General features: G+C 69.6%; 6 protein-coding genes. 4 read left to right on the plus strand and 2 right to left on the minus strand.

The features are described 5' to 3' along the window. Positions 1-83 precede the first annotated feature (83 nt). Together A5659_RS18715 and A5659_RS18720 are read left to right on the plus strand one after the other, a co-directional pair. The gene (locus A5659_RS18715) at positions 84-992 is read left to right on the plus strand and encodes an alpha/beta fold hydrolase (RefSeq protein ID WP_067183352.1); all 909 of its coding nucleotides are present in this window, start codon (positions 84-86) and stop codon (positions 990-992) included. A gap of 16 nt (positions 993-1008) precedes the next feature. Further along, positions 1009-2250 carry a wax ester/triacylglycerol synthase domain-containing protein gene (locus tag A5659_RS18720; protein ID WP_231997887.1) on the plus strand — a complete coding sequence of 414 codons (1242 nt, stop codon included), beginning with the start codon at positions 1009-1011 and terminating at the stop codon, positions 2248-2250. Here A5659_RS18720 and A5659_RS18725 read toward each other — a convergent pair whose 3' ends face one another. Both A5659_RS18725 and A5659_RS18730 read right to left on the minus strand, forming a co-directional pair. After that, a complete protein-coding gene (locus A5659_RS18725) occupies positions 2251-2865 on the minus strand; it encodes a hypothetical protein (RefSeq protein ID WP_067183336.1) in 615 nt (204 codons plus the stop codon). Continuing rightward, a complete protein-coding gene (locus A5659_RS18730) occupies positions 2862-4442 on the minus strand; it encodes a pyruvate, phosphate dikinase (protein ID WP_067183339.1) in 1581 nt (526 codons plus the stop codon). Before A5659_RS18730 ends, A5659_RS18725 begins: the two co-directional genes overlap by 4 nt. Before the next feature lie 209 nt (positions 4443-4651). On the opposite strand from A5659_RS18730, the gene A5659_RS18735 reads away from it, so the two are divergent. Together A5659_RS18735 and A5659_RS18740 are read left to right on the plus strand one after the other, a co-directional pair. Continuing rightward, complete coding sequence (locus A5659_RS18735; RefSeq protein WP_067183342.1) at positions 4652-5173, plus strand: DoxX family protein; 522 nt, start codon at positions 4652-4654, stop codon at positions 5171-5173. 120 nt (positions 5174-5293) lie between these two features. After that, positions 5294-5845 (plus strand): hypothetical protein, encoded by a 552-nt coding sequence (locus A5659_RS18740; RefSeq protein ID WP_066881544.1) that lies wholly within the window; start codon positions 5294-5296, stop codon positions 5843-5845. The last annotated feature ends 639 nt before the right edge of the window (positions 5846-6484 follow it).

A 6484-nucleotide genomic window follows, 5' to 3' on the forward strand; every position in this document is an offset into this window, starting at 1 on the left:
ACGCCATATCGACCAGGGTCGGTGCGTCGCGCGGCCGCACAGGTTAGGTTGATCCCTGCGGAGACGTCGAGCAGGGAGTGAACATGGCTGAACCAGGCTGGATCGACGTGACCGGGCCTGCGGGCGATCTCAAGTGCCTCACCTGGGGGCCGAACGACGGTCCCATCGCGTTGTGCCTGCATGGCTTCCCCGACACGCCCTATGGCTGGCGCAAAGTCGCGCCGCGGCTCGCGTCGGCGGGCTGGCGGGTGGTCGCGCCTTTCATGCGCGGATACGCGCCGTCGTCGATCCCGGTCGACGGCAGCTATCAGGTCGGTGCGTTGATGGACGACGCCGTGCGGGTCCGTGAGGCCGCGGGCGGCACCGACAACGACGTGATCATCGGCCACGATTGGGGCGCGATCGCCGGGACCGGGCTGGCCGCCATGCCCGACAGCCCGTTCACCAAGGCGGTGATCATGTCGGTGCCACCGTCGGCGGCGTTCCGGCGGCGCGGGGGTGGCGCCGCCGAGCGGGGCCGGCTGGCCGCGCATCTGGCGCGCCAGGTGTTCCGCAGCTGGTACATCGTGTACTTCCAATTGCCTTGGCTGCCTGAGCGTTCCGCGTCCTGGGTGTTGCCGCTGCTGTGGCGGCGGTGGTCGCCCGGTTATCGCGCCGACGAGGATCTGCGGCACGTCGACGCCGCGATCGGGGCGCCGGAGAGCTGGCGGGCGGCGCTGGGACCGTACCGCGCCACCATCCGCAACACCCGGCCGTCGGCGCGGTATGCCGAGCTGAATCAGCTGTGGACCGAAGAACCCCTGCTGCCCTGCCTGTACCTGCACGGCCGCGACGACGGTTGCATGACACCGGCTTTCACGCGCTGGGCCGAAAAGGTGTTGCCCCCGGGCAGCGAGGTCGGCATCGTCGAACATGCCGGGCACTTCCTGCAGCTTGAACAGCCCGACAAGGTCGCCGACCTGGTGCTCGGGTTCATCGGTTCGCCGGGCTGACACCGTGGCCATCGCCGTGCCGGGGCACCGGATGGCCGCCGTCGACGCGCAGTTCTACTGGATGTCGGCCAAGATCCCCAACGACGAGTTCCTGCTCTACGCCTTCGACGGCGAGCCCGCCGACTACCCGCGCGCCGTCGAGCGACTCCGCGGGCGGGCCAACGCCGCGCCGGCGCTGACGATACGGCTGAAAGACCGCGGCCGGTTGCGCTACCCGCGGTGGGTGCCGGCGGCCGTCACGCCCGAGCAGGTCGTCCGCCACGAGTTGGCCCATGACAGCTGGGACGGCGTGCTGGCCGCGGTCGCCGGCCTCGCGGCCGACCAGCTGGACATTCGCCGGACGGCCTGGCGGCTGCACGTTTTCACCCCGGTGCGCGGCATTCCGGGCGTCGCCGGACCGGGGACGGTCGCGGTGCTGCAGGTCGCGCACGCGCTGGCCGACGGCGCCCGCTCCGCAGCCATGGCGGCCTGGCTGTTCGGCAGGTCCGAGCCGGTGCCGCCGGTGCCCGTCCCACGCCCCGGCTTCCTGCCCTGGCGGGCGGTCCACGCGGCGCGGACCCACCGCGCGCTGGAACGCGACATCCGCGCGGGCCGGCTGGCCGCCGGGGCCGGGTCGCGTCCGGTGCTGCAGACGAACGCGTGTCCCGGCGGCGCCCGCGCGGCGCGGACGTTGGTGCGTCATCGCTCCCAGCTGCCGGGCCCGACGGTCACCGTGGGCGTGCTGAGCGCGATATCCCAGGCCCTCGCCAACCTGCTTGGCGGGCAATGCGATTCGCTGGGCGCCGAGGTGCCGATGGCCAAGCCCGGCGCGCCGCGGGCGTACAACCACTTCGGCAACGTCGTGGTGGGGCTGTACCCCAGCCTCGGACCGAACGCGCGCGCCGAACGGGTCGCGGCCGACCTGGCCAACGGCCGGCGCCGGTTCGAGCACCCGGCCACCCGGGCTGCCGACCTCGCGTTCGCCGCGGTGCCCGCCGGCCTATTGCGGTGGGGCATCGGGCAATTCGATGTACACGAGCGCGCGACCCAGGTGTCGGGTAACACCGTGGTGTCCAGCGTCAACCGGGGGGCGGCCGATCTGAGCTTCGGCGCGGCCCCGGTAGTGCTGACGTCGGGATATCCGGCGCTCTCGCCGATGATGGGGCTGACGCACGGTGTGCACGGCATCGGCGACACCATCGCGATCAGCGTGCACGCGGCGGCATCGGCCGTGCCCGATATCGATGCCTACCTGGCGCTGCTGGACGCGGCGCTCTAGCTATTGCGCATCACCGGATCTGGCGGCTTCTTCGCGGGTCAAACCGACGGCGCCGATCAGCTCTTCGTGCAGCTCGAACCACACGGTGTGGTAGGAGTCGATCAGCGGACGGGTCAGCCACGTCGTCTCCCCGGCCCGCACTTTGTCCAGCGCCGCAACCAGTTTCGTGCCGTAAGCGCGCAGCCTCGGCAGCTGCGCCGCGGCCGCCTCGACGATCGGCATGGTGCGGGCGTGCACGTCGTCGAGGCGGGCCAACACCGCGGCGTCGTAGTCGGCATCGTCATGGGCGTTGGGAGCGCCGCCGGGGCCGCCCTTGAGCTGCCAATCCGTCACCAGGCGTTTGAAGTCGGCGTTGACCGCGCGAAAGTCGGCATAGGCGGCGGCCATGGCGGTCGAATCGATGCCCGCGCGCTCCTCGGCGAGCAACGCCGCGAGCCTGTCGCTGCCGGCGGAGGTGATCCGTAACGTCACGCCTTCGGTCAGCAGTCCGGCCGCGGCCAGCCGCTCGACGGTGGGGGTGATGGCGGCCAGGTCGGTGCCCAGGGTCGAGGCCAGGCCGGCCGTACTCACCCGGCCCTTGAGCCGAACCGCTTGCAGCACCTCCAATTCCGTCATTGTGCTGGTTTCGATGCCAGGCGCAGCGCGGTCAGCATCACGATCAACGGGGTCGCCGAAACCACGTCGGCGTGCCCGGCGTCCAGGGCAGCGCGCACGGCGGCCTCGGAGCTGTCGTCGAGCCGCACGTGGTCGCCCGCCGGGTGGGCGCGCAGCGGGCTGAGCGGCCGCGCGATGTCGGCCAGTTCCCGCAGTTCCGGCGTATCGTCCTCCGACCACGCCGACAGGCTCAGCTTGCCTTCGCGCACTTCGCCTTCCGCGCCGTCGACGGTGATGTGCTTGCCGGCCAGCGCTGCCGCTACCCCCTGGCCGCAGCCCACCACCGCGACCCGGCCCAGTTCGCGGCTGACCACGGCCGCATGGCTGGAGGCCCCGCCGACCTCGGTGACGATGGCCTGCGCGGCCAGCATGCCCGACACATCTTCGGGCCGGGTGTGGTCACGTACCAGGATCACCGGCTCGCCGCGATCGGCGGCGCGCAGCGCCTCATCGACATCGGTGTACGCCGTTCCCGAGGCCACGCCCGGGCAGGCCGGCACTCCCTTGGCCAAAAGCGGTGCCGCCAAACGGGTCTCGGGCTGCAGCGCCGGTTGGAGCAGGGTCCGGACGTGCGCGGGGGTCACCCGCCGCAGCATCTCCGCATCGTCGATGAGTCCCTCGTGCCGCAGTTGCAGCGCCGAGCGCACCGCCGCCTGTGCCGAACGCTCCGCCGAGCGGGTCTGCAGCAGCCACAGCTTGCCGTCCTCGACGGTGAACTCGATCTCCTGGATGTCGGCCTCCAGCCGCTCCAGGCTGCCGGCGGCGGCAAGCAACTCGTCGTAAACGGCCGGCTGTTCGTCGCGCAGCGCGACGATCGGTTCGACGTCGACCGATCCCGAGACCACGTCGTCGCCCTGGCCGCCGGGCAGCCATTCGCCGAACGGCTCGTTGTTACCCGTTATGGGGTTACGCGAAAAGAACGCTCCAGCACCGGAATTGGGGCCGAGATTGCCGAAAGCCATGGCCTGCACGACGACCGCGGTGCCGTGCTGATCGTCGATTCCGTAGTGGGCGCGGTAGGCGATCGCGCGCGGCGAATTCCAGGAGGCGAACACCGCCTCGATGCCCGCGCGTAACTGTGCGTACGGATCGGAGGGCACCGATTCGTGTTCACCGACGCCGACGATGCGCCGATACATTTCCGTGAACCGCCGTCGGGTATCGCGGGCGAAGGCCTGGTCGCCGGCTGCCGCCAGCGCCTGCTCGACGGCATCGTTGATGCCGAGGTCAAGGATGGTGTCCATCATGCCCGGCATCGACTGGGTGGCTCCGGAGCGCACGCTGACCAACAGGGGCTGCGGGCCACGCCCGAACGTGCGCGAGGTTTGCGCTTCCAGCCAGCGCATCCGGTCCAGAACGTCGTCCCAGATGACGTCCATGGTGGCCACCGGGTCGGCGAGATAGCGCAGTCCCACCGCGGTGGTGATGCAGAACGCCGGCGGTACCGGCAGGTTCTGCCGGCGCATCGCGTCGATACCGTGGCCCTTGTTGCCCAGCAACTCCCGCGGGTGGCTCGACCTTCCGTCCAGCAACACCACGGAGTGCTCGATGGGCGGGACTCGTCTGCTTGACGCGTGGGTGCCGCCTCGTGCGGTACGAGCCGTGGTGCACCCCCTTTGTGGCATAACTACTGATCGGGCCGACGTCGGAACGCCCGCAATGTTCCCACACGGACCAGCGGATTAAGCGACGTAGCTGCTCGGCGGCTCTTGTCCTGCCACCCATCCCATGATCTAGGTTTACAACTATGACTTCATATGACACGTTCCATGACGTCGGAGTACTGATCCTGCGGCTGGTGTTGGGCGTGACTTTGGCTGCGCACGGCTACAACAAGTTCTTCGGCGGGGGACGCATCCCCGGCACCGCGCGCTGGTTCGAAAGCATCGGCATGAAGCCCGGTAAGTTCCACGCCACCGTGGCGGCGACCACCGAAATGGCCGCCGGCCTGGGACTGGCCGCCGGCTTTCTGACCCCGATCCCGGCGGCGGGCTTCGTCTCGCTGATGCTGGTCGCGGCCTGGACCGTGCACCGCGCCAACGGCTTCTTCATCGTCAAGGAGGGCTGGGAGTACAACCTGGTGCTGGCGGTCAGCGCCGTGGGCGTGGCCACCCTGGGCTCGGGCAAGTACAGCCTGGACTACCTGGTCTTCGGGAAGAACTGGTTCGACGGCTGGCAGGGTCTAGCGATCTCGGCGGGGCTTGGCCTGCTTGGGGCGATCGGCCAATTGGCGATCTTCTATCGGCCGCCGGCCAAGCAAGCCGGTTGATCTCGCCGCTGATGTCGCCTGGCGATACGCTGCAGCTCAGAGCGCCTCTATAAGAGGCGCCGTGCGCGACTAGGAGTTAAACTCACCGCCGTAGCTCTTTGCCCAGCAAAGGAGGCACCCATGGCCCGCCTGCGTTCCCGACTGGCCCGCGCGGGCGTGGTTACCGCCATGACCGGTCTGACCGCCACTGGGTTAGCCACGACGGCCGCGGCCGACCCCGCCAATAATCCGGCCGACGTGCAGACGCTGATGAGCCACCTCTCGGGCGGCTACACCCCCGCCGACTGCCACCCCGCCGGCGCGCACTCCGCCGTGGCGGTAGCCGCGGTCAACTGTGACAACTACAGTCACGATCCCGGCGGCCCCTGGAACGCGGATTACCTGCTGTACGCCAACACCGACGATCTGAACGCCGACTTCCAGCGCAGCCTCACGGAGGCCCCGCAGACTCCGGCGCAACCGTTCCCTGATGGCACCAAGGGGCCCACCGAGTGGAATCGCGGCGGCCATAACGGGTCGGTGGTGTTCCTCGGCACCGGCCGAGACGACGGCGTCTATCTGGTCTGGACGGACATCCCCGCGCGGACGCTGGTGGTCGCCGAGCAGGGCATCGCCCCGGAGAGCACCCAAGCCGCTCTGTACGACTGGTGGCAGGCCGAAGGCGTTCGCTGATTCGAGTTCGCACCAATTGTGGAGGTGGTCGAATGGTCTCGGAGGAAAGAGCTACTCGGGGTGCGCCACCGCGCCACAAAGCCGCGCTGCGGCTCTATACATTCACCAGCGAAAAATTAGGATCGGGTGCCATGGCGAATCGAACGGGCAGGGCCGCAATGTGCGTTGGCGCCGTCCTTGCACTGGGACTCGGGGGCATCGGTGGTGTGGGTATTGCGCGTACCAACGCCGCCCCCGCGCCGATCGAGGTCGCCCCTGCGCCGATCGCGGCCCCGACGCCCGCATCGCCCGACGGCGTTTGCTGCAACGACGCCGTCCAACCCCAAGCAAGCGGCTCGGACTGCATAATCGGCCTGAACTGCGGCCAAATTCGGCCGCGTCCTCGCCGGACGGCGCCGGCGCCCCTTCCTCCGCCTCCTCCGCAGCAATAGTCTTACCCGGCGCTGCCTTCGCTCGGGTCTGACCGCTCGAGCTTTACGTCGTGCCGTCTCCCTCGCTCAGTAGATCCTCGGGGTGATGGAAGGTGTTGGTCCGCGGTTGCCCGCGGTCGAGGTGTGGTGGTGGGATCCATTCGGTGTCGCCGTTGGCGCGTTTTCGGGTGGTCCAGCCCTTCTCGAGGAGGCGGTGGTGGGGTCCGCA

Origin of the sequence: Mycobacterium sp. 1165196.3, assembly GCF_001673415.1 — a bacterium.
GTDB classification, from domain to species: Bacteria; Actinomycetota; Actinomycetes; order Mycobacteriales; family Mycobacteriaceae; genus Mycobacterium; species Mycobacterium europaeum_A.

Coding starts and splice junctions, on each gene's coding strand:
- A5659_RS18715 (WP_067183352.1), top strand. CDS start 84: ATGGCTGAACCAGGCTGGATCGACGTGACCGGGCCTGCGGGCGATCTC.
- A5659_RS18725 (WP_067183336.1), bottom strand. CDS start 2,865: ATGACGGAATTGGAGGTGCTGCAAGCGGTTCGGCTCAAGGGCCGGGTG.
- A5659_RS18735 (WP_067183342.1), top strand. CDS start 4,652: ATGACTTCATATGACACGTTCCATGACGTCGGAGTACTGATCCTGCGG.
- A5659_RS18740 (WP_066881544.1), top strand. CDS start 5,294: ATGGCCCGCCTGCGTTCCCGACTGGCCCGCGCGGGCGTGGTTACCGCC.